20 protein-coding genes are annotated in these 25,434 nt (G+C 72.2%); 17 read left to right on the top strand and 3 right to left on the bottom strand.

Annotated features, from left to right (window positions below):
* Positions 1 to 34 precede the first annotated feature (34 nt).
* A complete protein-coding gene (locus A3862_RS22275; RefSeq protein WP_043756997.1) occupies positions 35 to 3,484 on the bottom strand; it encodes a DUF3971 domain-containing protein in 3,450 nt (1,149 codons plus the stop codon).
* Between the two features lie 183 nt (positions 3,485 to 3,667).
* Between A3862_RS22275 and A3862_RS22270 the strand changes: the two genes are divergently transcribed.
* From A3862_RS22270 to A3862_RS22245, 7 genes are all read left to right on the top strand, one after another.
* The gene (locus tag A3862_RS22270; protein WP_043386844.1) at positions 3,668 to 4,135 is read left to right on the top strand and encodes a peroxiredoxin; all 468 of its coding nucleotides are present in this window, start codon (positions 3,668 to 3,670) and stop codon (positions 4,133 to 4,135) included.
* 77 nt (positions 4,136 to 4,212) lie between these two features.
* Positions 4,213 to 5,424 (top strand): M23 family metallopeptidase, encoded by a 1,212-nt coding sequence (locus A3862_RS22265; RefSeq protein ID WP_043757000.1) that lies wholly within the window; start codon positions 4,213 to 4,215, stop codon positions 5,422 to 5,424.
* A 371-nt stretch (positions 5,425 to 5,795) separates the two neighbouring features.
* Positions 5,796 to 6,359 (top strand): Uma2 family endonuclease, encoded by a 564-nt coding sequence (locus tag A3862_RS22260; protein WP_043757005.1) that lies wholly within the window; start codon positions 5,796 to 5,798, stop codon positions 6,357 to 6,359.
* A 49-nt stretch (positions 6,360 to 6,408) separates the two neighbouring features.
* Positions 6,409 to 6,750: a hypothetical protein gene (locus tag A3862_RS22255; protein WP_043345965.1), complete on the top strand. Its 342-nt coding sequence runs from the start codon at positions 6,409 to 6,411 to the stop codon at positions 6,748 to 6,750.
* Positions 6,751 to 6,894: 144 nt separating this feature from the next.
* A complete protein-coding gene (locus A3862_RS22250) occupies positions 6,895 to 7,746 on the top strand; it encodes a DUF1206 domain-containing protein (RefSeq protein ID WP_043757007.1) in 852 nt (283 codons plus the stop codon).
* Between the two features lie 106 nt (positions 7,747 to 7,852).
* Positions 7,853 to 8,011 (top strand): hypothetical protein, encoded by a 159-nt coding sequence (locus A3862_RS31635; RefSeq protein ID WP_164706392.1) that lies wholly within the window; start codon positions 7,853 to 7,855, stop codon positions 8,009 to 8,011.
* Between the two features lie 101 nt (positions 8,012 to 8,112).
* The gene (locus A3862_RS22245) at positions 8,113 to 10,125 is read left to right on the top strand and encodes an SDR family NAD(P)-dependent oxidoreductase (protein ID WP_043757009.1); all 2,013 of its coding nucleotides are present in this window, start codon (positions 8,113 to 8,115) and stop codon (positions 10,123 to 10,125) included.
* Positions 10,126 to 10,154: 29 nt separating this feature from the next.
* Here A3862_RS22245 and A3862_RS22240 read toward each other — a convergent pair whose 3' ends face one another.
* Complete coding sequence (locus A3862_RS22240; protein ID WP_043757012.1) at positions 10,155 to 11,180, bottom strand: cyclase family protein; 1,026 nt, start codon at positions 11,178 to 11,180, stop codon at positions 10,155 to 10,157.
* Between the two features lie 314 nt (positions 11,181 to 11,494).
* Between A3862_RS22240 and A3862_RS22235 the strand changes: the two genes are divergently transcribed.
* The 9 genes from A3862_RS22235 to A3862_RS22190 all read left to right on the top strand — a co-directional run bounded on the left by A3862_RS22235 (position 11,495) and on the right by A3862_RS22190 (position 22,515).
* A complete protein-coding gene (locus A3862_RS22235) occupies positions 11,495 to 12,754 on the top strand; it encodes an ABC transporter substrate-binding protein (protein WP_043386830.1) in 1,260 nt (419 codons plus the stop codon).
* 18 nt (positions 12,755 to 12,772) lie between these two features.
* Positions 12,773 to 13,648: a branched-chain amino acid ABC transporter permease gene (locus A3862_RS22230; RefSeq protein WP_043386828.1), complete on the top strand. Its 876-nt coding sequence runs from the start codon at positions 12,773 to 12,775 to the stop codon at positions 13,646 to 13,648.
* A 319-nt stretch (positions 13,649 to 13,967) separates the two neighbouring features.
* On the top strand, positions 13,968 to 14,888 hold the full coding sequence (locus A3862_RS22225) for a branched-chain amino acid ABC transporter permease (protein WP_043345981.1): 921 nt from the start codon (positions 13,968 to 13,970) through the stop codon (positions 14,886 to 14,888).
* A complete protein-coding gene (locus A3862_RS22220; protein WP_043386826.1) occupies positions 14,885 to 16,390 on the top strand; it encodes an ATP-binding cassette domain-containing protein in 1,506 nt (501 codons plus the stop codon). Before A3862_RS22225 ends, A3862_RS22220 begins: the two co-directional genes overlap by 4 nt.
* A 295-nt stretch (positions 16,391 to 16,685) precedes the next feature.
* The gene (locus A3862_RS22215; protein WP_043383145.1) at positions 16,686 to 17,921 is read left to right on the top strand and encodes an acyl-CoA dehydrogenase family protein; all 1,236 of its coding nucleotides are present in this window, start codon (positions 16,686 to 16,688) and stop codon (positions 17,919 to 17,921) included.
* Positions 17,918 to 18,976 (top strand): phosphotransferase family protein, encoded by a 1,059-nt coding sequence (locus A3862_RS22210; protein WP_043353020.1) that lies wholly within the window; start codon positions 17,918 to 17,920, stop codon positions 18,974 to 18,976. The genes A3862_RS22215 and A3862_RS22210 overlap by 4 nt, the downstream gene beginning before the upstream one ends.
* Before the next feature lie 2 nt (positions 18,977 to 18,978).
* On the top strand, positions 18,979 to 19,755 hold the full coding sequence (locus A3862_RS22205) for an SDR family NAD(P)-dependent oxidoreductase (protein ID WP_043757017.1): 777 nt from the start codon (positions 18,979 to 18,981) through the stop codon (positions 19,753 to 19,755).
* Between the two features lie 220 nt (positions 19,756 to 19,975).
* Entirely contained in the window at positions 19,976 to 20,746 is a 771-nt protein-coding gene (locus tag A3862_RS22195) for an SDR family NAD(P)-dependent oxidoreductase (RefSeq protein ID WP_043757020.1), read from the top strand.
* Complete coding sequence (locus A3862_RS22190; RefSeq protein WP_043757023.1) at positions 20,743 to 22,515, top strand: class I adenylate-forming enzyme family protein; 1,773 nt, start codon at positions 20,743 to 20,745, stop codon at positions 22,513 to 22,515. Before A3862_RS22195 ends, A3862_RS22190 begins: the two co-directional genes overlap by 4 nt.
* Here A3862_RS22190 and A3862_RS22185 read toward each other — a convergent pair.
* A complete protein-coding gene (locus tag A3862_RS22185; RefSeq protein ID WP_043757028.1) occupies positions 22,482 to 23,072 on the bottom strand; it encodes a hypothetical protein in 591 nt (196 codons plus the stop codon). The two genes, A3862_RS22190 and A3862_RS22185, sit on opposite strands and share 34 nt — an antisense overlap.
* A gap of 658 nt (positions 23,073 to 23,730) precedes the next feature.
* Between A3862_RS22185 and A3862_RS22180 the strand changes: the two genes are divergently transcribed.
* A complete protein-coding gene (locus A3862_RS22180) occupies positions 23,731 to 25,428 on the top strand; it encodes a methyl-accepting chemotaxis protein (protein ID WP_236961442.1) in 1,698 nt (565 codons plus the stop codon).
* Positions 25,429 to 25,434: the final 6 nt, after the last annotated feature.

The raw sequence follows: 25,434 nt of genomic DNA, 5'->3' as shown, positions 1-25,434 counted from the left end.
GACTGGGGCGGGCGGCTCTTCCGGGCTGCCCGCCCTATTGCTGCGGGACCCCCTGCATCCCGTCCGCGAAGGGGCCGCCGCCGGCGCTGAACAGCTTGCGCAGGAAGCCCGGGGCGATCGCCGAGAGCGGGTTCACGCTCACGTCCGGCGAGGCGAGCTTGCCGGAGACGCGGAAATTGACCGCGAACAGGCCCTCGTTGTGCCCGCCCCCGAGAAGCGGCCCGAGCAGGGGCAGCTGCGAGGCCACGTTGTTCAGGCCGTAGAGCGGCACGAAGGTGCCGGTCATGTCGGTGCGCTCGCGGCCGGTATCGAGCCAGCCCGACAGGGTGAAGCCCATGGCGGCGTTCGAGATCGCCGCGTCGCTGAAATCGACGCGGGTGCCGGTGCGCACGAAGTTTGCGCGCATGCGATCGAAGGTGACGTCGCCCGCCCCCCGGCCCGGGGCGACCCGGCGGCCGCGGGCCGTCTCCGTGTCGGTCGGCTCCGGGCCCTGCGCCATGATGCTCGACAGCGCCGGCTCGTTGCGCAGGATGAAGTCGCGGATCTGCACGACGCCGGATTGCGGACCGTCGTTGAGGCCGATCCCGGCATTGAGCCGGCCGCCATACATGCGCCGGTACACGTCGACGAACCGCAGCGTCGCGCCGGCATCGGCCGAGTCCACCGCGAGCGTCGGCACGCCGCGCTCGCCGCGCGTGACCGTGGCGGCGAAGGGCGCCGCGCGGAAGCGCCCGGTGATGGTGGCGGCCCGCAGCGTCTTCCCGTGCAGGGCGAGCTTCAGGGTGGCGCCGGTCAGGGCCTCCTCGTTGAAGCCGGTGACGATGGGCACCTGGATGTCGGCATCGACATCCTTCGGGTTCGCGTCCTTCGCATCCCGGCCGCCCTTGGGATCGGGGGCGCCCAGGGATTTCAGGAACGGCCTTGCATCGACCACTGCGCCCCGGACCACGACCTTGTAGCCGCCGCCGGTCCGGTCGAGGCTCACGCGCAGGTCGTCGCCGGGGGACAGCTTGACGTTGGTGAGATCCGCCCGCTCCAGGCCGCCCTCGGGCGTGATCGAGACGGTGCCGCGCGCGCTCGCGGGGGCCGCGTCGAGGGCAAAGTCGCGCAGGTCGAAGCTCTGGCCGCTGTCGACGAGGGTGAAGCTGAGCCGCCCCGGCTTGCCCGCGGGCTTCGTGAGCCCCGGGATCAGCCCGTCGATCCCGGCCTTGGCCAGATCCGCCTCGACCCGGATCGGTGGCTTGCCGGATCCCGGCCGGCCGATCGGCACCACCGCGCGGACCGGGATCGTGCCGGTGAGCTGCGGCGCGGTCGGCAGGCCCTTGCGGCCGCGGACCGCCTCGTCGAGCGAGACGTTGACCACCGCCTCGCCGGGCTGCCCGACCTTCGGCTGGCGCAGGTCGACCGACATGGGGGCGCCCGCGACCCGGCCGTCGCCCTTCAGCGTGAAGGCACCCCGGTCGTAGGCGAGGTTGAACTTGCCCGACTCGAGCCTATCCCGGCCCATCACCTTGTCGACCGAGAGGTCGGCGAGCGTGCCGATCAGCGTCACCGGCAGGTCCGGCAGGTCGGGGATGTGCTTGAGATCGAGGGGAAAGTCGACGCGCAGGTCGGCGCTGCCCTTGATCGTGGCGGGGTCGAGGTCGACGCTCATCACGCTCTTGAACAGCTTGGCCTGGAGCACGGAGGCCATGCCGTCGGCGCCGCCGGAGAGCCGCATCCCGATCTGCGCCACGACCCGGTCCGGCGTGATCTGCGGGATGACGAAGCTGCCGTCCGTGATGGCGAGCCCGCGCCCGTCCGGCCCGTGGACCTCGGCGGTCACGTTGCGCACCGTGGTCGAGCGCCCGGTGATGACGCCGGTGACGTTGCCCTTGGTGACCGGCGGAGCGTCGGCGGTGACGTCGATGGCCGCGTCCGAGACGTGGAAGTCGATATGGACCGCGTCGTCCGGGGCCGGGTCGCCCCGGGTCGCGGCGGCCAGGACCGAGCCCGACATCCTCACCTTGATGTCGACGGAATCGACCCGGCCCCGGCGGAGCTGGTCCACCAGGTAGGTGCGGGCCGGCGGCGCGATGTGCTCCGGCCAGAGCCGCAGCCCGGTGCGGACCTCGCCGTCGTGCCCGGCGAGGTGGAGGGTCAGGCCGCCGTCGTCGGCGGTGGTGCCGATCGTGCCGGTGATCGAGCCCTTCACGCCGGGGCCCGACAGGGTGAGCGCGTCGATGGCGATCCCGCCGTCGCGGCCGGAGAGCTGCGCGTCCAGGGCGTCGATCTTCACCGGCGCGTCCTGCGGGGTCGCCCCGCGTAAGGTCGCGTCGCGGCTCGCGAGGGTCGCGGTCCAGGCCATGCTCGCGTCGGCGGGGTTGCCCTTCCACGTCCCCGTGAGGTGCACGGCGTTGCCGGCCCCGCGATAATCCAGGCCGGTGAGCGACATGACCCGGTTGGCCTCGTCCCAGTCCAGGGACGCGTCGAGGCTCTCGACGGTGACGGGGTTGAAGTCCTTCTCCTCGATCAGGAACGTGCCGTCGCCGGTATGGAGCTTGGCGTTCATGGTCCGGATGCGGCCGGCCGTCAGGCTCACGTCGGCGCGAGCCGAGACCTTCAGGTCCGTGGTCAGCGGCATGCCGGACTGGCCCGAGAGCAGCAGGAGATCCGTGACCGGCAGGTCGTCGAGGGTGATGACGCCCGAGCGCTCCTGCCCGTCCGCGCCGTCGCGCAGCGTGCCGCCGAAGCGCCACTCGCCGTGCGGACCGTCGAGCCGCAATTCGAAGTTCCGGGTCCCGTTGACCGGATCGCGCCCGAACAGGCCGTTGACCCGCGCGAAGACCGCGCGCTCGTGGCCGTCCTCGTCGATCAGCCGCAGGCGCGCGTCGGTGACGCGGGCGCGGTCGAGGGCGCCGACCACGCCGCCCGAATCGAGGACGACACCGAAGATCGACGCGATCGCGGCCGAGAGCGGCGAGACGGTGCCGCGCACCCCGTCCACGCTCGGCGGCGTGTGCGGCGCGATATCGACCGGGTGGTTGGCCTCCGAGGCCGCAAAGGCGATGGAGCCGTCCCGGTGCAGCAGCGCGGTGGTCTGCGTCTCGCGGAACTCGATCGAGCGCGGCTGCACGTTGAGCCGCAGGAGTCCCCAGAGGTCGAGGCTGACGAGCGCCAGGGGCGCACGGACCACGAGGTCGCCCTGCGGGTTGCGGATGTCGAGGCCGGAGAAGCGCAGGCTCAGGGCGTTCTCGCGGTCGAGCTCCAGGCTGCTGCCGCGCAGCCCGATGCTCCAGCCGGGCCCGATCCGCTCGGCCACGGCGGCGGCGACGCGGCGCGACAGGCCGTCGATCTGCAGCGGCCCGTTCGACAGGCGCAGGGCCACGAGGCCGACACCGGCGCCGAGGAGCAGCACCAGCGCGAGGGCGCTCACGAGGCAGAAGCCACCCACGCGCCGCGCCCGCCCCCGAGGCCTGCCTGCCGACGTTGTCTCGTCCGCCATCGGGACCCTTGTTCCGGGGGCTCTGCGCGCGGCACCCTCGGGCACCGCGGCCGGTGGATCGAAGCACGCCCGCGCTTTACAGCGGCGGCGACTCCGGGCTTGGCTCGGACGTGCGCGGCGCAATCGCTTGAGGCCGCGCACGAGATCGGTTGCACATCATCAATCGGCCGAAAGGAAGGCACGATGCCGCTGTCAGAGGGGGATCTCGCCCCCGATTTCGACCTTCCCGCCTCGGGCGGAGGGCGCGTCGGATTGTCCGCGCTCAAAGGTCACAAAGTCGTGCTCTACTTTTACCCGAAGGACGACACGAGCGGATGCACGCTGGAAGCGCAGGACTTCAACGGTCTCCTGCCGGCCTTCGCGGAGGCGGACGCCAAGGTCGTCGGCCTATCGCCGGACCCGGTGAAGAGCCACGACAAGTTCTGCGGCAAGTACGGACTCGCCTTCCCGCTCGCCGCCGACGAGGACAAGGCCGTGCTCGAAGCCTACGGCGTCTGGGTCGAGAAGAGCATGTATGGGCGCAAGTACATGGGCGTGGAGCGCACCACCGTGCTGGTCGACCGCGAGGGGCGTATCGCGAAGATCTGGCCGAAGGTGAAGGTCCCGGGGCATGCCGAGGCCGTGCTGACGGCCGCCCGCGCCCTGCCCTGACCGGCCGGACGACCCGGCCCGCGACGGATCCTTAACCCTACTGAGGTCTGAATGGCGGCTCCCCCGGGGCCGTCCCGATGCATCCTCCGAAGTTCCACATGCTTCCCAGGCCGCGCCGGCCGGCCCCCTGGCTTGCCGCCGGCCTCGCCCTGGCGCTGGTCTGGGCGCTCGGCGCCTCCTACCTGATCGTGTTCCACGACGACGTGCTCGCCGGCTTCGTCGCCCGGCAGGCCGCCCTGCGCGACGCCTACGAGGCGCGCATCGGCGAGTTGCAGGACCGCCTCGACCGCGACCGGCGCGACAGGGTGGGCAGCGAGGCGGGATTGGCCGAACGGGTCGCGGCCGCCCTGGAGCGCCAGGCCGAGCTGGAGCGGCGCACCGCGGCTCTCGGCGACCTCGAGCGGCAGGCCCTGTCCGAGCCCTCCACCACCGGCGCCCTGCCCGACCGGTCCGACGGACCGCGCAGCGGCGGCTATGACGGGCTTCTCCTGCGTCCGACCGAGGGGCCGGCTCCGGCGCGGTCCGCCATCGAGCCCCTGCCCCGCCGGAGCGCGCGCGAGGCGGAGACCGGGCTGATCCGGCTGGAGGCCCGGCTCGACGGCCTGCAGGCGGCCCAGGGCGAGCGCCTCGCCCGACTGTCCGCCCAGGCCGGGGACGCGGTGCGGGGGCTGCGCGGCCTGATCGGCCGCACCGGCCTCGATCCCGACCGCTTCGATGCGGCCGTGCCGGCCGCCGGACTCGGCGGCCCGCTGGTCCCCCTGAATGGCCGCGCCCTGGACGGCAGCGGCTTCGCGGAGGGCCTCGCGCTGGCCCGGCGGACGCTCGACGACGGCGAGCGCCTGCGCCGGGTCGCCGCGACCCTGCCCCTGGCCCGTCCGATCCGGGGGGCCTCGATCGTGTCGAGCCCGTTCGGCACGCGCCTCGACCCCTTCACCCGCGGCCTCGCCCTGCATACCGGGCTGGACCTGAAGGCGGAGTACGGCGAGCCCGCCCGCGCCACCGCGCCGGGCCGGGTCGTCACCGCCGAGGCTGCGGGCGGGTACGGCAACATGGTCGAGATCGACCACGGCCACGGCCTGACCACCAGGTTCGGCCATCTCGCCCGCATCGGGGTGCGCCCGGGGCAGCGCGTGGCCGCGGGCGACGTCATCGGCTCGGTCGGCTCGACGGGGCGCTCCACGGGGGCGCATCTCCATTACGAGACCCGCATCGACGGCGCGCCGGTGGATCCGCAGCGCTTCCTGGACGCCGGCGCGACCGTCGCGACGGCCCGGCTCGGAGCCGACTGAGTCCGCCCCCTGGAGGGCCGCATCGTGCGAGCCTCCGCGTCGCGCTCGGAGGCCGCCATGGCATTGGCCGTGAAGCGCGACGCGCGCATGGGCGTCGCCGAGGACATGCGATGGCGGAAGCCGTGCTGGGACGAGGGGCGCGGGGACGTCCTCGACGGTGCTGAGGGCGCCGCCGCGCGCGCGGCTGATCGTTCTCAACGGTCGCCCGAAGTCTCGACGCGATGGCCCGAGAACGGGGCGGCGGCGCCTATCCGGATCTCGCGATCCGCAGCGCCGCGATCGACGATGACGCGCCCGGATGACCTTCTGAGGCGGCGCTGTTGCGGCCGGCCGCCCCGGTGCTACGATCGGGTCGGGATCGGGGATCGGCGATGGCTCTGACCGCGAAGCGCGACGCGCGGATGGATGTGTCCGAGTTCAGGCTCTGGGTGGAGAGCCGGCCCGCGCACGAGCGTCGGGAGCTGCCCGACGGCGGACCCGTGCTGATGGCGCCGCTGCGGGAGCGGCATCGGGCGATCGTCGCCAACCTGATCCGACGAATCGGCGATCTCGCGGACGGCAGGGGCTGCCGCACCATGCCGGATCTCGGGATCCCCCGCGCCGCGAGGGACAATTTCGCGACGGTCCCCGATGTGGTGGTGCGGGCCGGGCCGCCCCTGCCGGAGGGCGATGCCACGGATCCGCTTCTCGTCGCCGAGGTGCTCCTTCCCGCGACCATGAGGCTCGACCGCGGCCGCAAGATCGATACCTGCCGGACCGTGCCGCGCCTCGCGGTGCTGCCGATCGTCTATTCCGACGCGGCACGGGTCGAGGTCTGGCGGCGCGCGGGGGACGACCGGAGCGTCGCGGCCCTCGGGCTCGACGGCACCGTGCCGCTGCCGGAACTCGACGGGGCGGTGCCGGTGCGCGACATCTACCGCGGCCTCGCCTTCTGAGCGCCCGCACCCCACCTGATCGAACGGCGACGCATCAAGGCACCGAGACTTGCCCCATTTCGAAGACTTCTACGCGGCCAAGCTGCGCGGCTCCCTCGGCGTGACCGACGCTGAGTCGGTGCTCGACCTGCGCGGCGCCAACCGGGCGACCGCCGAGGCCTCCCTCAAGGACATGCTGGAGCGCAGCCGCTTCGCCAAGGGCAAGACCGTGGCGATCCGGCTCGATCCGCCGCCGGAGGGCGGGGGCGAGACCCTGTTCCAGCCGGCCGGCCGCCTGCTCCTCGACGCGAAGCGCCGCGGCCTGATCGAGCGCCTGCAGACCCTCCCGGCCCAGGACGGGCTGGGCTTCTACGTGGCGCTCACGGGCCGGGCCGAGCGGACGCCGATGTAGGCGGCCGGAACTCTGCGCCGGCAACGGATCGCGCGCGGGCCGCCGGGCGTTGACGAGGCGCAGCGTCACCGGACGTCGCTCAGGACGTCGCTCATCGAGGCAGCCCGTGACGAACATCCGTATCCCGGCTTCCCAGGTCTGCCGATGAGGACGCTTCCCGGGGGCCGCAACACGATCGAGCGCATCGCCCGCTTCGGCTACGGCGCCCGCGGTGTCGTCTACATCTTGGTCGGCGGCCTCGCCTTGCTGGCGGCCCTGGGGCATGGCGGGCGGGCCGGGGACAGCAAGGACGCGCTCCGCGCCGTGATGGCCGGGCCGTTCGGCGCGGCCATCGTCGGCCTGATCGCCCTGGGCCTCGCCGGATTCGCCCTCTGGCGCCTCGTCGAGGGCATCACGGATGCCGACCGGCGGGGCACCTCGGCCAAGGGCCTCGCCGTGCGCGGCGCCCACCTGATCAGCGCCGTGCTCTATCTCGGTCTCGCCGCCAGCGCGGCCTCGCTCAGCCTCGGCCTGGGCATGAGCGGCGGCGACGGCGTGCATGACGGGACCGCGTGGCTCCTGAGCAAGCCCTTCGGCCGCTGGCTCGTGGCCCTCGTCGGCCTCGCGGTCGTCGGAGGCGGCTTCGGCTTCCTCGGCAAGGCTTGGCGCGGCGACGTCACCGACCGACTCGCCATCGACCCGCAAGCCCGTGACCGCTGGGCCGGCCCGATCGGCCGGTTCGGCTACGCGGCGCGGGGCCTCGCCTTCCTGATCATCGGCGGGTTCCTCGTGGCCGCGGCATGGCACCAGCGCTCCTCGGATGCCAAGGGCCTGTCCGAGGCCTTCGCGCTGCTGCGGGCGCAGCCCTACGGCTGGGTGCTGCTCGGGCTCGCCGCGGCGGGCCACGCGGCTTTCGGTGCCTTCGGGCTGATTCAGGCGCGGTACCGGCACATCGAGGCCCCGGACATCGACCGTGTGGACGATGCGGCCGGCGCCGCGGCCCGGGCGCTGACCTAAGCCTGGCAATTCTGAGGCTGCTCCGATTGTAATCGGCTGGCCACACACCAAGTAAAACAGACCCTCCGCGCGATCCTGTGCCCTGGGCGATGTTGCGGAGGCGAAGATGGCTAGAATTCTGATCACCGGTCGGGCACAGACCGTGACCACGGAAGACTTCAATGAGCGCGTCAAAATTCTGATGGTCGACAAGGCCGACCCGGTGAAAGGGCGCACTTATCAGAAGAATTTCAAATCCGGGTTCGGCGGCAGTCTCGGCAGGTAATACGCCCAGCGGTCGCGCGTCCGTGTGGCGCGGGGCCGGAGCGGCGCGTTGACAGGGCCGGTGCCGCGGCGGATACCCCGCGGCATCCCATCCGGCACCCGATGCAGCAGCGCCTCTACAAGACCGCGGTGATGGTGACCCACGACCTCGCGGCGACCGCTGCCGCCGTGGTGCTCACCTTCCTGTTCCGCTTCCAGGGCGGCATGCTCGCCGAGCGCCTGCACGCCCTGCCCCTGCTGCTGCCGCCGTTCCTGGTCTTCGCAGGCCTCGTCTACGGCCGGTTCCGGCTCTACCGGACCAAGTGGCGCTTCGCCTCGCTGCAGGATCTCGCCGGCATCGTCCGGGCGGCCAGCGTCCTGGCGCTGGCGCTCCTGGTGACCGACTGGGTCCTGGTCTCGTCCGACCTGTACGGCTTCTACTTCTTCGGCAAGATCGCGATCCTGCTGTACTGGGTCCTGCAGATCTTCTTCCTGGGCGGTACCCGGCTCGCGTTCCGCTACCTCAAGGATACCCGCTCCCGGCAGACGAGCGCGCGGGCCGCCACCGTCCCGACCCTGCTCCTCGGCCGTGGCGCCGACATGGACGTGCTGCTCCGGGCGATCGAGACGGGCTCCGTGAAGAAGCTCGCCCCGCGGGGCATCCTGTCGCCCCGGGCGGACGAGCGCGGCCAGTTCATGCGCGGCGTGCCGGTTCTGGGCGGGTTCCCCGATCTTGAGCGCGTGGTCGCCGACCTCGCGAACCGCGGCGCGCCGGTGCGGCGGCTGGTGGCGGCCCCGAGCGCCCTCGTGCCCGAGGCGGCCCCCGACGACCTGATCGCCCGTGCCCGGCGCCTCGGCCTGCCCCTCGCCCGCGTCGTCGGTCTCGGCGAGGGCGTCCAGGGCCCGGAACTGGCGCCGCTCGAGATCGAAGATCTGCTGCTGCGGCCGACCGTCGCCATCGACCGCCCGCGCCTGGAGGCGTTCCTGGCCGGACGCCGGGTCGTGGTCACCGGCGGCGGCGGCTCGATCGGCTCGGAGATCTGCCTGCGGGCCGTGGCCTTCGGGGCCGCCGCCGTGCTGGTGCTCGAATCCTCCGAGCCGGCCCTCCACGGCATCCTCAGCCACCCCGCGATCCTGGCCGCGGAGGCGGACGTGACCGGCGTGCTGGCCGATATCCGCGACCGGGAGCGGACGCACGCGGTGATCGCGGCGTTCCGGCCGGACTACGTGCTCCACGCCGCCGCGCTCAAGCAGGTGCCCTACCTGGAGCGGGACTGGCAGGAGGGCATCAAGACCAACGTGTTCGGCTCGATCAACGTGGCCGAGGCCGCGGTGGCGGCCGGCGCCCGGGCGCTCGTGATGATCTCCACCGACAAGGCGATCGAGCCGGTCTCGCAGCTCGGCGTCACCAAGCGCTTCGCCGAGATGGTCGCCCAGGCCCTCGATGCCGAACAATCGGTCAGGCCGAACCACGCGACCCGGCTGATCGCCGTGCGCTTCGGCAACGTGTTGGGCTCCGCCGGCTCCGTGGTGCCGGTGTTCAAGGCGCAGATCGCCCGGGGCGGCCCGGTCACCGTCACCCACCCCGACATGGTCCGCTACTTCATGACCGTGCGCGAGGCCTGCGACCTCGTGCTGACGGCGGCCTCGCATGCCGACGGCGAGGCCCGGGCGGGCGCGGAGCGTGCCGCGGTCTACGTGCTCAAGATGGGCCAGCCGGTGCGGATCGCCGACCTCGCCGAGCGGATGATCCGGCTGGCCGGCTTCGAGCCCGGCGCGGAGATCGAGATCGCCTATACCGGCGCCCGGCCCGGCGAGCGGCTCAACGAGATCCTGTTCGCCCGCGAGGAGCCCCGGATCGCCCTGCCGGGCATCGACGGCGTGATGGCGGCGCGGCCGGTCTTCGCCGACCGGGCCCGGCTCGACGGCTGGGTGGTGCGGCTGCGCGACGCCGTGGCGGCGGGCGACCGGGCCGCCGCCGAGGCCGTGTTCGAGGCGGCCATCCCGCATTTCCGCGAGCGCGCCGTCCTCCGTCCCGGGCCGCCCCAGGAAGCCGCGGAGCCGGCTGCGGAGCCGGCCGCGGAGCCGGTCGGCGATCCGCCGCGCGCCGCCGCCGCGCCCGCCGCCCTCGGCTGATCCGGTCGGCATCTGAGGCCGCCCGGTGCTCACACCGTGGCGATCGGCGTCGTCGGCGAGCCCACCGCGCCGGGCAGGCGCAGCGGCGGGGCTGTGAGCAAAAAGCGGCTCCGTCCATGGGCGCGCAGCCACGCGGCCAGCGGCGTCAGGTGCCACAGTTCGCCGAGATTGACCCCGAGCTTGAACAGGCAGTGCTCGTGGAGCGGCAGCGTCGCGCAGCAGGCGGGACCGGGTCCCGCCGGGTAGGCCTCCACCGCGTAGTTGTCGGCGATCAGCGCGCAGAGCCCGGTTCGGGTGATCCAGTCGAGGAGGCGCGGGTCCCGCCCGTCGAGGCCGGCGCAGAGATTGTGGACCAGCTTCGGGTCCGGATCGCCGCCCATGGCGATCAGCCGCTCGGCAAAGCCCGTATGCAGGCAGACCATGTCGCCGGGCTCGATCACGACGCCATCGGCCTCCAGGATCCGGGCGAGCTGGTCGTAACCCACCTTGGTCTTGGCGTCGCCGAGATGGGCGCGCAGGTCGATCATCACGGCGCGGCCCTGCATGCCGGCCTCGGCCAAGCGCTCGATCCCGAGGCGCTTCGCCCGGGACGGCTGATCCGCCGCTTCCGGCGCGCTCGGACCGACGATGTCCCGGCCGCCGCGGAAGCCGTTGTAGTAGGTCGGCGTCGCGCCCGTGCCGTCCGCGTCGAACAGCGACCCGACATGGGCGAGCGAGTCCCACTGCGTCGAGTATTGCAGGTGGATCAGCGCCCGGTCGTCGCAGATCACGTCGGTGGCGCCGTCGACCTCCTCGCAGACCGGGAAGTTCATGTTCGGCCGGCCGTCGGCGCGGCGGGTCGGGGTGATCTGGGGCGGGTGGCGGCGCGGGTTCAGGACGTTGCCGCCCGGCAGGTCCAGCGGCAGGCTGAGGCAGAAGGTCAGGCCCGCGCGCACCTCGGCGACGCCCTGCAGCACCTTCTCGGGGGTGAGCAGGTTCAGGCGCCCCAGCTCGTCGTCGGGGCCGAAATCCCCCCAGGTCGAGCCCTCGGGCCGCCGGGTCCAGCGCAGGGTCATGCCTGTGGTCCCCCTGCCCGCGCCGGCCGCTTCCCGAGGCTCCAGGGCCGCGGTCCGGGGCGAACCCCGGCCGCGGCCGAGCGTGCGTTCCTCACCAGACCGTGCCCTTCTTCGAGGCCGCCGGGCCCGCGCTTCGCAGGGCCGCGGCGAGCCTAGGACGCGGCGGCGCGCCGCGATACCCCGGGCGGAAAACGACTCGGTGCAAACGTCACCGGCCGGTCCCGATCGGCCCCTTGTGATCCGTCGGAGCGCGGGTACAGTCCCTCCCCAAGCCCGCGAATATAAAATTCGGGCACTGGGATGAGGAAGCGCCGATGTCCGAGACCGTGCGCGCCGCCGCTCGGGTTGCCCCGATTCGGCGCATGCTGCCCGCGCTGATCGCGGCGGGGCTGGTCGCCGCCGGGCCCGTCCGGGCCGCGGATCCGATCAAGATCGGGGTGATCGCCGAGGCGCAGTCGGTCGCCGGGGCCTCGATCCCGCAGGCGGTCCAGCTCGCCGCCGACGAGATCAACGCCAAGGGCGGGATCGACGGGCGCCAGATCCAGGTCGTCACCTACGACGACAAGTCCTCCGCCTCCGACGCGGTCCGCGCCTTCCAGCGGGCGGTCTCCGAGGACAAGGTCAACGTCGTCATCGCCAGCTACATCTCGGAGGTCGTGCTGGCGCTGATGCCCTGGGCGGCGCGGCTCAAGACGCCGATGATCACGCCCGGCGCGGCCTCCAACGAGATCAGCGTGAACGTCCATAAGGACTACGCCCGGAACAAGTACACCTTCCACGGCTATCTGACCTCCCACGCCCTGGCGCAGGCGGTCTGCGACTCGGCCAAGGAGGTGCTGGTCGGGACGCTCAAGGCCAAGACCGCCGCGATCATGAGCGAGGACGCCGCCTGGACCCGGCCGCTCGACGCCGCCTACCAGGAATGCCTGCCGAAATCCGGGCTCAAGGTGGTGGAGCATGTCCGCTTCTCGCCGGACACGGGGGACTTCACGCCGATCTACAACAAGATCGAGGCGGCCAAGCCCGACCTGATCGTCACCGGCATCGCCCATGTCGGCGTGCAGCCGACCGTGCAGTGGCAGAATCAGCAGGTGCCGATCGCCATGACCGGCATCAGCGGCCAGGCGACCTCCTCGACCTTCTGGGCCAACACCAACGGCGGCACGCAGGGCGTGCTGTTCGACAGCGTGGCGCTGCCGGGCGTGGCGCTCACCGAGAAGACGATCCCGTTCTCCGAGGCCTTTACCAAGCGCTTCGGCGGGGCGCCTTCCTACGCGGGCTTCATGGCCTACGACGCCGTCTACTACACCGCGGAGGCGATCAAGCGGGCGGGCTCCACGGAGGCCGACAAGCTCGTCGAGGCCCTGGAGAAGACCGACTATGTCGGCACCGTCGGGCACCTGAAGTTCTACGGCAAGGACGACCCGTTCACCCACTCGATCCAGTACGGCCCCGGCCTGATGACCAGCGTCCTCGGCCAGTGGCAGAACGGCAAGCAGGTGGCGATCTGGCCGGCGGCGACCGCCAACGGGACCATGATCCTGCCCCCTGCGGTGAAGGCGGCGGTCCCGTAGGCGGACAGGGAGAGCGCGATGATCGGCCTCCAGATCCTCGTCGACGGTTTCGCGATCTCGGCCCTCTACGCCCTCGGCGCGATGGGCTTCACCCTGATCTTCGGGGTCTCGGGCGTCCTCAACCTGACCCACGGCGCCCTGATGGTCATGGCCGCGGTGGCGGCCTGGGCGGCCTCGGCCCTGTTCGGGCTCGGCTCCTATGCGGGCGCGGCGATCGGCGTGCTGTGCGGGCTCGCCGGCGCCCTCGTCACCTATTTCGCCGTCGTGGCGCCGATCGAGCGCAGCCGGGCGATCCCGCGCGAAGAGAAGGAAATCTTCGTGCTCACCGGCACGCTGCTCTGGGGGATCATGATCCAGGAGCTGGTGGCCTACTTCTTCACCGACAACCCGAAGACCGTGCTGCCGCTCATCGAGGGCGTGGTGGAGATCGCGGGCGTCCGCACGCCGAAGAACGAGCTCTTCACCGCGCTGATCTGCTGGGTGGTGATCGGGCTGCTCTGGCTGTTCGTGAACCGGGCGCGGGCCGGCAAGGTCCTGCTCGCCGCCTCCATGAACCCGCGCGGCGTCACGCTGCTCGGCCACGACATGGCGAAGATCTACGTCGCGGTCTGGGCGATCTACGGGCTTCTGGCCGGCATCGCCGGGGTGCTGCTCGGGATGTTCCTCGGGGTGTCTTCGTATTCGGTGGGGCCGCTCACCGCGAGCGCCTTCTCGATCGTGGTGCTGGGGGGCTTGGGGAGCGTCACCGGCTCGCTGATCGCCGCCTACGTGGTGGGCTACCTCGAGACCGCCACCGCCTACCTGATCTCGCCGGCCTACCGGGTCATCCCGGCGCTGCTGCTGCTCGTCGCCGTCATGTACCTGCGCCCGCAGGGCCTGCTGGGGCGGCGCTGATGGCGGTCCTCGAGATCAGAGTCTTCGCCGGGCGCGTGATGAACGCCCTTCCCTGTGCTGGCTCCCGGATTCGAACGGCGTGTGCGCCGCCGCGGCGGCCGCAAGACGAGACGCGGGTCCCCTCTCCCGTGCGGGAGAGGGACAGGGTGAGGGGCGTGCGGCGCCCGGAGAAGGCGGGACGCGAACGCGCGTCGAAGACGTGCTCCAGCCTGACGCGTCCCGTCCCTCACCCCAACCCTCTCCCGCACGGGAGAGGGGGCGCGTCGCGTTCCCTCATCAGCGTTGAAGCCCTGATCATCAATCCTGGTGCGGCTCATCCATGAAGCTCCTCACCACCCCCGGCTTCTGGATCGCGATCCTCGCCGTCGCGGCCGCCGCCACCCTCCCCTGGTATGTCTCCGGCTACATCCTGGGCCTGCTCACGATCGCCTACTATTTCGGCGTGTTCTCGATGGCCTGGGACCTCCTCTTCGGCTTCGCCGGCGAGGTGAATTTCGGCCCGACCTTCCTGATCGGGCTCGGGGCCTACGGCGCCGGCATCCTCAACAACCGCTACGAGCTGCCGATCCCCTACTGCCTCGCGGCCGGGACCGTGCTCGCCGTGGTCGGCGGCCTCGCCCTGGCGCTGCCGGCGCTGAAGGTCCGCGGCCCCTATTTCGGGCTGATCACCCTGGTGGCGGTGCTGCTCCTGCAGAACATGATCGTGGTCTTCTCCGGCCTCACCGGCGGCGAGATCGGCCTGACCGTCCCCGACGTCATCTCCATCGACGCCGACACCAATTACTGGCTGGCGCTCGGCTTCATGGCGGTCTCCGGCCTGATCCTCACGGCCATCGCCCGCTCGCCCGCGGGGCTGATCCTCCAGGCCGCCGGCCAGGATCCGGTGGTGACCGGGGCGCTCGGCTTCAACGTCGCCAAGCACAAGCTCGCGGCCTTCGCGGTGAGCGCCGCCTTCTCGGGCCTCGCGGGCGGGCTGGTGGTCTTCTACATGGGCACCGCCTCGGTGGGCACGCTGATCAACACGTCGGTGGGCGTGCAGGTGATCATCGCGGCGGTGCTCGGCGGCCGCCGCACCATCGTGGGCGCGGCGCTCGGCGCCGTGTTCCTGATCGCGGCGGGCGAATTGCTGCGCCCGCTCGGCGGGCTCTCGACCTTCGTGGTCTCGGCGGTGGCGCTGCTGGTGATCCTGTTCGTGCCCTCGGGGCTCCTCGGCCTCGCCTCCTTCCGGAGCGCCCGATGACCGTCGCCGTGGCACCCCCGCCGGCCGTGTCGCCCGTCCTGGCCGAGCCCTGCCTCACCGTGCGCGGCCTGACCAAGCGCTATGGCGGCCTCGTCGCCGTCAAGGAGGTCGATCTCGACCTGCGGCCCGGCGAGATCCTCGGCCTGATCGGCCCGAACGGCTCGGGCAAGTCCACCGTGATGAAGCTGATCATGGGGCTGGAGCGGCCGAGCGCCGGCTCGATCCGCCTCGACGGCGCCGAGATCGGCGGGATGCCGGCCCACCGGGTGGCGCGCTCCGGGATCGGCCTCGTGTTCCAGCACGCGCGGCCGCTCCAGCGGCAGACCGTGCTGGAGAACATCAGCCTCGCGCTCCTGCCCGACAGCCTGATCCGATTGGTCGCGGATCCCCACGTCGCGCGGCGCGCGAAAGAAATCGCCGAGCGCGTCGGCCTCGGCGCCGTGGTCGACCGGCGGCCCGGCACCCTGCCCTTCGCGGATCTGCGCCGGCTTGAGCTCGCCAAGGCCATCGCCCGCGATCCCCGGGTGGTGCTGGTCGACGAGCCCTTCGCGGGCCTGACCGGCGGCGAGGTCGCGGCCTTCTCCGAGCTGATCCGGGGGTTTCGCGACGAGGGCAAGGCCGTGCTCCTCGTCGACCACAACGTGAAGAGCGTCTCGGCCCTCGTGGACCGGGTGTTCGCCATGTATCTCGGCGAGCGCATCGCCGAGGGCTCGGCCGAGTCCGTGATGGCCGACCCGACCGTGCGCCGGGTCTATCTCGGCGGCAGCATCGAGACGGCGGCCCGGCCGGAAGCCGCGTTCAAGCCGGATTCGCTGCTGACCGTCGAGGGTGTCGACGTGCTCTACGGCAAGGCGCAGGCGCTCCGCGCCGCCTCGATCCACGTCCACGAGGGCGAGTTCGTCTCGGTGGTGGGCCTGAACGGCGCCGGCAAGACCACGTTGTTCAACGCCATTTCGGGCCTCGTGCCGCATACCGGCACGATCCGGTTCGACGGCCGGGATCTCGCGACGATGAAGCCCGCCGCCATCGCCCGGGCCGGCATCGTCCAGGTGCCCGAGACCCGCGAGCTGTTCGGTGACCTCAGCGTGCGCGAGAACCTCGACCTCGGCGGTCAGCATTTCCCCAAGGCCGAGAGCGCCAGGCAGCGCGACTGGCTCTACGAGCTGTTCCCGATCCTGAAGGCCCGCGAGACGCAGAGCGCCCGCACCCTGTCGGGGGGCGAGCAGCAGATGCTGACCATCGCCCGGGCGCTGATGATGCGGCCGCGCCTCCTGATCCTCGACGAGCCGACGCTCGGCCTTGCCCCGGTGATCCTGGAGCTGCTGTCGAAAGCCTTGGAGAAGCTGCGGCAGACCACGCCGATCACGGTCCTGCTCGGCGAGCAGAACGTCACCTTCGCGCTCCCGCACGCCGACCGGGTCTACGTGCTGGAGCAGGCGCGGATCGTCTGGGAGGGGCCGCCGCAGCGTTTCGCCAGCGAGATGGGATCGGCCTATCTGTGAGGGGTGGCGTGATCCGGGTCGATCAAGATCCACGTTCGATTCGGGTTGGAGCGCAGGTCCCCTCTCCCGTACGGGAGAGGGACAGGGTGAGGGATCAGGTCTGTCCGGAGGCGGCGCGCCAGGGACGCGCGTCGCTGGGTTGCTTGATCCTGAGAGTTCTCGTCCCTCACCCCAACCCTCTCCCGCACGGGAGAGGGGGCCCGTCGCGCCGCGGGTGAAGGCAGTGGGACGGCGGGCAGCCGGCTCGCACAGCTTGGTGCGCTGGCCGGCAGGAAAACCCTAGGGAGCGGACACCGTGGACTTCAACCTCTCCCAGTCCCAGACGCACTGGCTGAACCGCGTCCGCGCCTTCATCGCCGCCGAGATCCTGCCGGCCACCGCCGCGGTCGCGGCCGAGCGGACGGAGAGCCGTGCCCCCTCGCCCACGATGGAGCGGCTGAAGGACCGGGCGAAGGCCGAGGGCCTGTGGAACCTGTTCCTGCCGCCCTCCCCCGAGCACGACACGGTGGAATACCGCGGCGCCGGCCTCACCAACCTCGATTACGCGCTCTGCGCCGAGGCGATGGGCCGGGTCGGGATCGCCTCGGAAGTCTTCAACTGCGCGGCGCCCGATACCGGCAACATGGAGGTGCTGCACCGCTACGGCAGCCCCGCCCAGAAGGAGGCGTGGCTCAGGCCCCTGATGGCCGGCGCGATCCGCTCGGCCTTCCTGATGACCGAGCCGGAGGTCGCCTCCTCGGACGCCACCAACATCGCGACGTCGATCCGCCGGGACGGCGACCACTACGTCATCGACGGCCGCAAGTGGTGGTCGACCGGCGTCGGCGACCCGCGCTGCAGGATCGCGATCCTGATGGGCAAGACCGACCCGGACGCCCCCCGCCACCGGCAGCAAACGCAGATCCTGGTGCCGATGGACACGCCGGGGGTGCGGGTGGAGCGGCTGCTGCCGGTCTTCGGCTACGAGGACGCCCCCAAGGGCCACGGCGAGGTGGTGCTGGAGCATGTCCGCGTGCCGGCCGGGAACTTGATCCTGGGCGAGGGCCGCGGCTTCGAGATCGCGCAGGGAAGGCTCGGGCCGGGCCGGATCCACCATTGCATGCGCACCATCGGGGCCGCCGAGGTGGCCCTGGAGGCCATGGCGCGCCGCCTCGTGTCCCGGGTCGCCTTCGGCAAGCGGATCTCCGAGCAGTCGGTCTGGGAGCAGCGGGTCGCGGAGGCGCGGATCGACATCGAGATGGCCCGCCTCCTCTGCCTGAAGGCCGCCGACATGATGGACAAGGTCGGCGCCAAGGGCGCCAAGCTCGAGATCGCCATGATCAAGGTCGCGGCGCCCCGGGTGGCGCTGAAGGTGATCGACGACGCGATCCAGGCCCATGGCGGGGCCGGCGTCTCGGAGGATTTCGGGCTCGCCAGGATGTACGCCCATATCCGCACCCTGCGGCTCGCCGACGGGCCCGACGAGGTCCACAACCGCTCGATCGCCCGGCTGGAATTCGGGCGCTACACCAATGCCCGCGAGGGCGCATGAGCGACGCGGATGTCTTCTCCGGCGTGAAGCCGGTCGAGCCGCGCCACCGGATCGACGAGGCGAAGCTCGCCGCCTGGATGGAGGGCCACGTCCGCGGCTACGCCGGCCCGCTCACCGTGCGGCAGTTCCGCGGCGGTCAGTCGAACCCGACCTACCGGCTCGACACGCCCGCCCAGGCCTACGTGCTCCGGCGAAAACCCTTCGGCCCGCTCCTCCCCTCCGCGCACGCGGTGGACCGCGAGTTCCGGGTGATCGGCGCCCTCTACGGCGAGGGTTTCCCGGTGCCGCGGCCCTTCGCGCTGTGCGAGGACCCGGACATCATCGGCGCGGCCTTCTACGTGATGGAGGCGGTGGACGGCGCGGTGCACTGGGACGGGGCGCTGCCGGGCCTCGATCCCCATGCCCGCCACCGCCACTACGCCGGCATGATCGCGACGCTCGCCCGCCTCCACGCCATCGACCCGGAGGCGGCGGGGCTCTCCGATTACGGCCGGCCCGGCAACTACTTCGCCCGGCAGGTCGACCGCTGGACCCGCCAGTACCGCGCCGCCGAGGACGGGCGCCTGGAGGACGTCGAGCGGCTGATCGCGTGGCTGCCTCGGACCGTGCCGGAGCAGCAGGGCGCCTGCGTGGTCCACGGCGATTACCGCCTCGACAACCTGATCTTTTCCCGCGACGGCGGCGTCAGCGCGGTGCTCGACTGGGAGCTGTCGACGCTCGGCGACCCGCTCGCCGATTTCAGCTACCTGCTGATGCAGTGGGAGTTGCCGGCCGACGGGCGCAGCGGGCTCGGCGGGCTCGACCTGCCGGCTTTGGGCATTCCCACACGGGACGAGGCGGTGGCGCTCTACTGCCGGGCGGCGGATCGGAAAAGCCTGCCCGACCTCGACTGGTACTTCGCCTACAACCTGTTCCGGCTGGTCGGCATCCTGCAGGGTGTGGCCGCCCGCGCCAAGGCGGGCAACGCCGCGAGCGAGCACGCCGCCGCCATGGCGGCACGCGTCCCGAAGCTTGCCGAAGCGGCCTGGGGCTTCGCCGAGCGGGCGGGGGCCTGAGCATGGAGTTTTCCGGCCGCGTCGTCGCCGTCACGGGGGCCGCCCGGGGCATCGGCCGGGCGCTCGCCGCGGCGGCCCGGGCCCGGGGCGCGACCGTGGTCGCCCTCGACCGCGACGGCGCCGGGGCTGAGGCCGTGGCGGTGGAACTCGGCGGACGGGCCTATGCCATCGACGTGGGTGACCCGGAGGCGGTCGCCGCTGCCCTCGCAGGCATCGAGGCCGGGATCGGTCCCATCGCGCTCTACTGCTCCAATGCCGGCATCCTGGAGCGCGACCCCGATCCGGAGCTGGCCACCTCCGCCGATCCGGAGAGCTGGGCGCGGTCGTGGTCGGTGAACGTGATGGGCCATGTCCACGCGGCGCGGGTTCTGGTCCCGCTCTGGCGCGCCCGAGGCGGGGGCGCGTTCCTCGGCACCGTCTCGGCGGCGGGGCTCTTGAGCCAGATCGGCAGCGCCACCTACTCGGCCACCAAGCACGCGGCGCTGGCCTTCCTGGAGCATCTCGCCATCGCCCATGCCGCGGACGGGATCCGGGTCGCCGCCCTGTGCCCGCAAGGCGTCGACACCGCCATGCTGGGGGCGGCCAGCGCCGCGTCGCGCGACGGCGTGCTGTCACCCGAGGCCGTCGCCGAGGCCGCCCTGGATGGGCTGGCATCGGGGCGCTTCCTGATCCTGCCGCACCCGCAGGTGGCCGAATACGCCCGCCGCCGGGCCGAGGATCCCGAACGGTGGCTTGCCGGCATGGCGCGCCTGCGCCGGTCGATGCGGGCGGGGGCGTGAGGATGGGCGGCGTCCGGAGACATCGTCGACAGCCGGATGGGGCGCTGGTCCCCTCTCCCGTGGGGGAGAGGGACAGGGTGAGGGATCGGGTCTTTCCGGACAGTGCGCACCCCTCACCCCAACCCTCTCCCGTGCGGGAGAGGGGGCGCGTCGCGACCGTCAGATCCCGCGGAACCAAGCTGGCGGGCGTGTCCGGCCCTGCGCAGCGCGGAGGCGAGCCATGTCCCTGTTCGACCTGACCGGCAAGGTCGCGCTCATCACCGGCTCCTCCCGGGGCATCGGGCGGGCGATCGCCCTGCGGATGGCCGAGCACGGCGCCCGGGTGGTGATCTCCTCGCGCAAGCGCGAAGCCTGCGACGCGGTGGTCGCCGAGATCGAGGCCGCGCACGGCGCCGGCCGCGCCGTGGCGATCCCGGCGAGCATCTCGGTGAAGGACGAGCTGGAAGCCCTGGTCACCGAGACCGAGGCGCGGCTCGGCCCGGTGGACGTGCTGGTCTGCAACGCCGCCAGCAATCCCTATTACGGGCCGCTGGCCGGCATCTCCGACGCGCAGTTCCGGAAGATCCTCGAGAACAACGTCCTGGCGAACCACTGGCTGATCCAGAGGGTCGCCCCCGGCATGGTGGCGCGGCGGGACGGCGCGATCGTCATCGTCTCCTCCATCGGGGCGCTCAAAGGGTCGCCGGTGATCGGCGCCTACAACGTCTCGAAGGCCGCCGACCTCCAGCTCGCCCGCAACTACGCGGTGGAGTACGGGCCCGCCAACGTGCGGGTGAACTGCCTCTGCCCGGGGCTGATCCGCACCGATTTCGCCCGGGCCCTGTGGGAGGATCCCGAGATGCTGGCCGCCACCACGGACGCCGCGCCCCTGCGCCGGATTGGCGAGCCCGACGAGATCGCCGGCGCCGCCGTGTTCCTGGCCTCCGCGGCGGGCCGGTTCGTGACCGGTCAGGCACTGGTCATCGACGGCGGCGTGACCATCGCCCGATGAGTCTCGACCCCCGCATCCCCGCCGGCTGGCCTTCCCTGCCCTTCCGCGAGGCCGAGGCGCGGCTCACCGCCCCGGGCGCACCCTTCGCCATCGCCACGGTGCCGATCCGGGGCGTGCCGACCCGGATCTGGGAGAAGGCCCCGCCGACCCTGCGCGACCTGTTCCGGATCGCCCGGGGGCACGGAGAGAAGACCTTCGTTGTCTATCAGGACGAGCGCGTGACCTTCACGGGCTTCGCCCGCGCCGCCACCGCCCTGGCGCGGGCCCTGGTGGAGGCCGGCCTGCGCAAGGGCGACCGGGTCGCCATCGCGCAGCGCAACCTGCCCGAATGGCCGGTGAGCTATTTCGGCGCCCTGCTCGCCGGGGCGATCGCGACGCCGCTCAATGCGTGGTGGACCGGGCCCGAGCTCGCCTACGGCCTGCAGCATTCGGGCGCGCGGGTGCTGATCGCCGACGGCGAGCGCTTCGCCCGGCTCGCCCCGCATCTGGGCGAATGCCCGGCCCTGGAGCGGGTCCTCACCACCCGGATGGAGCCGGACCCCCGGGCGACGCCGCTCGCCGAGATCGTGGGGCCGGTCCGGGACTGGGCCGCCCTGCCCGACCTGCCCCTGCCCGACATCGCTCTTGGTCCGGAGGACGACGCGACGCTGTTCTACACCTCGGGCACCACCGGCAAGCCCAAGGGGGCGGTCGGCACCCACCGGGCGGCCGCCACGACGGTGATGGCCTATCCCTACTCGGCGGCGCGCAGCGCCCTGCGCCGGGGCGAGAGCCCGCCCAAGCCCGACCCGTCCGCGCCGCAGCGGGCGGCGCTGCTGGTGATCCCGCTGTTCCACGTCACCGGCTGCCACGCGAGCCTCGGGGCGGCGCTCTACGGCGGCCACCGGCTGGTGATGATGCACCGCTGGGACGCGAACGCGGCCCTCGACCTGATCGAACGGGAGGGCTGCACCAGCGCGGGCGGCGTCCCGACCATCGCGTGGCAGCTCGCCACCGCCGCCCGGGAGGCCGGACGGCCGCTGCCGAGTCTCGAGGGCGTCACCTATGGCGGGGCCCCGGCCGCCGGCGACCTCGTGCGAACGCTCGGCGAGGCCTTGCCGAAGGTCGTCCCCGGGACCGGCTGGGGCATGACCGAGACCTCGGCGACCTTCACCCATCACCAGGGCGAGGATTACCTCGCGCATCCCGAGTCCTGCGGTCCGCCCCTGCCGGTCTGCGAGGTGCGGATCGTCGACCCCCTCGGGGACGTGCTGCCGCCGGGCACGGTCGGCGAGCTCTGCGTGAAGGGCCCCAACGTGGTCCGCGGCTACTGGGACGACCCGACGGCCACCGCCGAGGCCCTCTCCGAGGGCTGGCTGCGCACCGGCGACCTCGCCCGCGCCGACGACGAGGGGTTCCTGACCATCGTCGACCGGATCAAGGACATGCTGATCCGCGGCGGCGAGAACATCTATTGCTGCGAGGTCGAGAACGCCCTCTACGCCCATCCGGACGTGATCGACGCCGTGGTGCTGCCGGTGCCCCATCCGACCCTCGGGGAGGAGCCGGGCGCCATCGTGGTTCTGGCGGAGGGGTCGAGTGCCGACGCCTCGGAGATCCGCGCCTTCGCGGCCGCGCGGCTCGCGGCGTTCAAGGTCCCGGTGCGGATCGTGATCCGGGACGAACTCCTGCCGCGCAACCCCGCCGGGAAGATTCTGAGGGCCCCCCTGCGGGCGGTGTTCGCAGGCGTGTCAGATCAGAACGGCTCACCCTCTGGGTCCGGGCGGTAGACCCGCAGGGTCCGGCCGTCGGGGAACTGCACCGTCCGGCGGCGGACCACGACGTAGCCGGCGGCCTGCGCGCTGCTCAGGCGATCGAGGCGGTCGTCGGTGTCGTCCGGCGCGTAGCCGTACCCATAGCCCGGCCCGTAATTGTAGGCGCGGTAGCGCGCGTAGCCCTCAGGCGGAGGCGGGGGCGCTGCCGCGGCGATCTGCGGGCCGCTGCGGATCATGCGGGCCGGCGCCGCGGTGATGCGGGCCCGGCGCGGCGCGGCGGCGAACCGCTTGGCGGTCGATGATGGGCCGCGTGCCGCCTTCCGCTCCGGCTCGCGCCGCGCCGCGACGGCCGTCCGTTTGGCGGGCGTCGGCCGGGCCTTCGTCGCCGCCGCGGGGGTCGAGGCGGCCGTTGCCGGCGCCGCCGCCTTCTGATCCGCGGCCGGCGCCTTTTCGGTGGCCGGTTTGTGGGCCGGTGGGTCCGTCCAGGTCGTGGCCACGGATTCGGCGGATGCGCCGCCCAGGCCGAGGGCCAGAATGAGGGCGGCGAGGCTCGTTCGCGCACCGTGCAACATGGTGCCCTCCTGAAATCGCGGCGTTCCCGACTGATCCGCTAGGCGATGCAACAATAGATCGAACTGCCGCACAGGGGAATTCCGTCGCTGCATTTCCATGAAGATCGTCGAAGCACGTTTAATACCGATGACGCTCCGCTCGGGCGATCCGTGTCGGGGCGATCCGTGTCGGGGCGATCCGTGTCGGGGCGGTCGCGGTCCTGCCGACCGGGAGCCGCTGCCGGACCGGCGCCATCGGAGCCTGCCGATCGATGACGGATCCTGCGGCCGGACAGGCTCGCGCTCGTGGCGCAGACCGGACTGATCGTCGGGCCGACCGCCTGCTCGCCCCTGCGGCCGGACACGGGCTGCTTCAGGCGGGTACACTACAGCGTGACCGGACAGCCGTGAACAGTTGAGTTGCTGTCCCGTCTCGAATAGAATTAGATACTAATCTATGTAAATTTACTGAGATAGGCTGCTTTCACGGGGCGCCTCTCGACATCCGCCCTCATGGTTCCGGCTCTCGGTCGCGAATTTTTGCGATTTACTAACCCGATCGCGCGAAAGTGGCCCGATGCAGCGCCGACGGCGACCCTGTTCCGGCAGGCTGCAGGCGTCCTCTTCCGGTGCTCGGATGATTCCCAACCAGACCAGCCGCCCGTCCGCCGACCGTGCCGTGCCGTGGCACAGTCTCGCCAACCTCAAGCTCCGCCACAAGCTGGCGGCCGTGATGGTCCTGGTGCTCGTGGCCATCGGCGCCCTGAGCGCGCTGAGCTACGTCGACATGCGCAGCTCGGCGCTCGAGGATCGCGCCCTGATGACGAAGCGCCTCACCGAGGTCGCGCAGAGCCTGCTCGGCCATTACGAGGCGCAGGCCACCGCGGGCCAGATGCCCCTCGCCGAGGCGCAGAAGGCGGCCCTCGCGGCGATCACCGCCCTGCGCTTCGGCAGCGAGGACTACTTCTTCGTCCTCGATGCCCAGGGTCACCTGATCGCCAACGCCTTCAACGCCAAGAACGTCGGCAAGCGGGTGGTGGACCAGACCGACGTCCCCGGCGGAAAGCGCTACTTCGCCGAGATGGTCGAGACCGCCACGCGCGACGGCTCCGGCTTCGTCGACTACATGAAGCCGCGCGCCGGCGGGTCCGTGGCGGTGGAGAAGGTCGCGAGCGTGCAGATGTTCAAGCCGTGGGGCTGGATCGTCGCCACCGGCCTGTACCGGGACGATGTCCACGCGGCCGTGCGCGACCGGGCGGTCACCATCGCCGTCTGGTCCGCCGGCCTCGCCCTGCCGATCCTGGCGCTGCTCCTCCTCGTCGGCAACAGCCTGGCGCGTCCGATCACCCGCCTGACCGCGGCGATGCGCGGCCTCGCGGACGGCGATCTCGCGGTGACGGTCGATGACCAGCGGCGCGGCGACGAGGTCGGCGCCATGGCCCGCGCGGTCCAGGTGTTCAAGGACGCCCTGATCGCCAAGCGCGCGGCCGACGCGGCCGCCGTGGCGGAGAACGACGCGAAGATGCGCCGCGCCCAGATGCTGGACGCGATCACCGCCCGGTTCGACACGCAGGTCGGCGCGCTGACGCAGGGGCTGTCCTCGGCCGCGGTGGAGATGGAGGCCACCGCCCGGGAGATGACGCGCACGGCCGCGCGGACCACCGACCAGTCCGTGCGCGTGGCCGCTGCCTCCGAGCAGACGTCGAGCAACGTGCAGACCGTGGCGGCGGCCAGCGAGGAGATGGCCGCCTCGATCCACGAGATCGCGGCCCGCGTCGCCCAGTCCTCCGCGATGGCCGACCGGGCCAGCACGGATGTGACCCAGACGAACGCCCTGATGCAGGTGCTGTCCCGCGGCACCGACCAGATCAGCGAGGTGATGGGCCTGATCGCCGGGATCGCCGGGCAGACCAACCTGTTGGCCCTCAACGCCACCATCGAGGCGGCGCGCGCCGGCGAGGCCGGCAAGGGCTTCGCCGTGGTGGCGGGCGAGGTGAAGGCGCTCGCTTCGCAGACGGCCCGGGCGACCGAGACCATCGCGGCGCAGATCGCGGCCATACAGACCGAGACGCGGCAGGCGGTCGAGGCGATGCGGACGATCGGGGGCACGATCGACGAGATGCGCACGGTGGCGCTCAGCGTGGCCGCCGCCATGGAGGAGCAGGGCGCGGCCACCAGCGAGATCGTCCGGAACGTCACGCAGGCGGCGCAGGGCACGCAGGCGGTGAGCACCGATATCGCCGACGTCCGGCAGGCGGCCCGCGACACCGGGACGGCCTCCGGACAGGTCCTGAGCGCCGCGCAGGAACTGGCCCGCTACTCGGCGAGCCTCGGCGAGGAGGTCACGACCTTCCTCGCCGCCGTCAAGGCCGCCTGACGGGCA

Source organism: Methylobacterium sp. XJLW, assembly GCF_003254375.1.
GTDB classification, from domain to species: Bacteria; Pseudomonadota; Alphaproteobacteria; order Rhizobiales; family Beijerinckiaceae; genus Methylobacterium; species Methylobacterium fujisawaense.
Note: the sequence above shows the minus strand (reverse complement) of the source record. Positions and strands in the feature narration are given on the sequence as shown.